We start from the raw sequence: 3055 nt of genomic DNA on the forward strand, positions 1-3055 counted from the left end.
AAAACGCTCGAGTCGTAGAGATAGCGGTGTTCCGCGAGCCGGGGAAGCGCATGGATGGTGCTTTCGTCCAGCGAGAACGTCGGCGCCCGAAAACCCCGGATGGGGATGTCATCCCCCAATATGGAGCGCACCGTCCTGCCGAACGCTTCCAGTTCCCCGTCGAACGCGCCCGGCGACAGCTCCCACAACGGCATGTGGCTCATTCCGTGCGAGGCGATTTCGTGCCCGCCCCCGTGTATCCGGCGGACCAGGCCGGGATCGCGCTCCGCCACATCCCCCAGGGTGAAAAACGTGGCCTTTACGCCGTATCGGTCAAGCAGGCGGAGGATCTTCTCGGTGGATTGGCGTGCCTGGGGCCGGGGATCGTCCCGAAGATGCTTTCGGACAAGTTCGGGATGGTACCAGTCTTCCAGGTCGATGGTGATCGCATTGATCATGACACTGCGTCCTCGGCCTGCCGGAAACCCTGGGGCGGCGATACCGCTTACCTTCCCCGGCTCGCCTGCTCGAGCTGCATGATCCTGGCGCGGATGTAGGGATCGTTCACTTCCCGCAAAGCCGCTTGCAGCGACCGGACCGCCATCGGGTAGTTCCCCATTATCTCGTACATGGCGCCCATGTTCTGATAGGCCACGACGGGGCTCACGCCGAGATACATGTAATGGTACGACTCCCATATGACCTGCTGCCAAAGCATCGATTTGGGAAGGGAGAATTTTTGCAGGTACTCCCTGTTCCCGGGCGTGTTCCGTACGAACACGACGAACAGCCCGTCGGCGAATACGAGCGACCAGTTCGGATTGTTGGCAAGGGCGGGAATTATCGGCAATGTCATTCCCGCCGAATCGACCGCCTTGGTGACGATATAGGTGACCCCGTACTTGTCGAGAATGTTCTCCCACCCCGGAAACGCCGCCGTCACGGTCTGGTGCTCCATGAAGACCGCGCCGTTGTATGTCCTTCCGTCGATGAAGGTGAGCGCCTTGGGGTAAAGCTGCCAGTCGAGGAACCCGCCGATGTCGAAGAAGTTGAACATGTTGCCGGGCACGGGATTCTTCCTCAGGAACTCCGCAGCCGCGAGCGAGAACTTGTGCTCCGTGAGCCCGACGCCATACTGAAGCTGGCCGAACGAAAACACCATGGTCGTGCCGCCGAACGCCGCGAGCGCGACGACCGTGACCGCCGTCACGGCCACCCTCCCCCACGCGATGCGGTGCGCCTCCGGCTTGCGCGCCTTCTCACCTTCCTCCTTCCGGCTCTCCCTGCCCGGATCCCGTTTTTTTCCCTTCTCCCTGGCGTCCCTTTTATCCCTGGGTTTTTCAGCCGCCTTGGCCTTCGGAACGAGCCATTCCCCCATCCTTGCCAGGAATCCCGTCAATTGCAGGGACGCGCCGGGGGAAAGGAAGAGCCCCATCATGGAAACCGCCCGCGCGGAATCCCAGGCTCCCTTGAAGGAAATCGCGAAGAGGAAAATATCAAGCAGGTAGAGCCGGCGTCCGAACGCGCCGAGAAGGATCGTCACCGCGGCGAAAGCGGCTGCGGCTTTGTAATACGAGTAGAAACCCGTCCCCTTCACGGGTGTCAATTCCGAGATCATCATCTGCACGTGGTCGGTCCCGCCGCTTTTCGACAACAGTTGCAGGGGGGCGAGGATCGAATCGTAACCCGAAGGGTTCAGGCCGCAAACCACAAGTCCGGCGATCCCGGACAGCACGGGAGCCAGAAGCAGCCCTTTAAGCACCGGCCATTGGTGCTGCCTGTTCCAGATTGAGCGCGCGAGGGCGTCGGCAAGGAAGGCCCCGCACAGGATGAATCCGATCAGGTACGCGGAATGCAAGTTCGCCCAGATGAGCATGACGGCTGGGAACAACCAGACGCGTTTCCGCTTCGTCCCGTAGAAATACTCGCTGAACAGGTAGATCGTCAGCGCGATGAACAGGTAGGTCAAGAGCTCGGGCCGGGGCTGGATGCGTATGCGAAGAAATCCGGAAAAGGCGAAGATCGCCGCGACCGTGAGAAGCGGGTCGGCCCCTCGAATCGTGGTGGAGCGATAGATCAGGAGCAATATCCCGAAGACCACCGCCCAGATGAAAAAAGATACTCCGTAGGTTCCCCCCGCGCTGAACACGAGATAGAGGATCGTCTGGAATCCCCAGACAGTGTTGACGTTCCGCATCCCCAACGAAGGGTAGTTCAGGAATTCCTTGTCCGTTACCGAGCGGGTTTCGACGATCTGCCTGCCAAGCGCGATATGCGTCCCGAAATCGCTCGTGAAGATCTTCGTGAGAAGGCCCAGCGATATCAGGAACAGGAGAACCAGCGAAAGCAGGTTTCTCCTTTTCGGAGACAGGTCCCACCATGCTTTGGGCGCGTGCTCGGAGATGCCCTGTTCAGCCACTTATTTCCTCTCTCCCCGGACGACCCGCCAATCCTTCAAGATAGCCGGAATATCCTTGCCAGGATGGCATTTCACGCATGATTCCTCGAGCGTAAGCGCCTTTCGGTCCTTCACCCTGCCGAGGCGGAAATCGTGGTTCGACGCTTTTTTCCCTTCGACGTCTTTTGCCTCGTGACACTCAGAGCAGGACATCTCCGGCCCCGAGAAATCGAACTTGTGATCGTGGATGCTGTACTTCTCCCCGCCGTTCGTAACCTGCGGCATGTGGCAGTCCACGCACTGCACCGCCCGCGGCGCGTGCCGGGTATGGAACGTGGAAAGCTTGTAGATCTTTCCGTGGCACGTCCCGCAATATTCGTCGCGGGACATGTAGCGTTCCTCCCTTACCGTCATGCCGCGGTCGAATCCGCAGACGTCGCACGCGCGCGTCGTCGAATAGAACTTCGACTGCCAGAACAGGAACATCCTGTGGCGTTCCTTGTAATCCATCGTGCCCCAGTACCATTTCTTCGACTTCGGCTTGGGGGCGAAAAAATCCGTGAAGTATAGCGCCAGGTCCTCACCCGGGCGGTAAAGAGCGGGGAAGGGGAACTGCCCTCCGGCCTTCGTATCCTTTCCGTCGGTGTGGCATGCCTCGCAGATCATGTCGCGCCGCAC

General features: G+C 59.9%; 3 protein-coding genes. All 3 read right to left on the reverse strand.

Annotated features, from left to right (window positions below; genetic code table 11):
- On the reverse strand, nt 1–437 hold a 437-nt coding region (locus HY896_14175), incomplete at its 3' end, for a polysaccharide deacetylase family protein (protein MBI5577494.1).
- Nucleotides 438–484: 47 nt separating this feature from the next.
- On the reverse strand, nt 485–2398 hold the full coding sequence (locus HY896_14180; GenBank protein MBI5577495.1) for a hypothetical protein: 1914 nt from the start codon (nt 2396–2398) through the stop codon (nt 485–487).
- Entirely contained in the window at nt 2399–3043 is a 645-nt protein-coding gene (locus HY896_14185; GenBank protein ID MBI5577496.1) for an ammonia-forming cytochrome c nitrite reductase subunit c552, read from the reverse strand.
- Nucleotides 3044–3055 lie beyond the last annotated feature (12 nt).

Source organism: Deltaproteobacteria bacterium, assembly GCA_016218975.1.
GTDB lineage: Bacteria > Desulfobacterota > Deferrimicrobia > Deferrimicrobiales > Deferrimicrobiaceae > JAENIX01.

Bases quoted from the DNA above. Each gene is read 5' to 3' on its own strand.
- HY896_14185 (MBI5577496.1), bottom strand. From the start codon at position 3,043: ATGATCTGCGAGGCATGCCACACCGACGGAAAGGATACGAAGGCCGGA.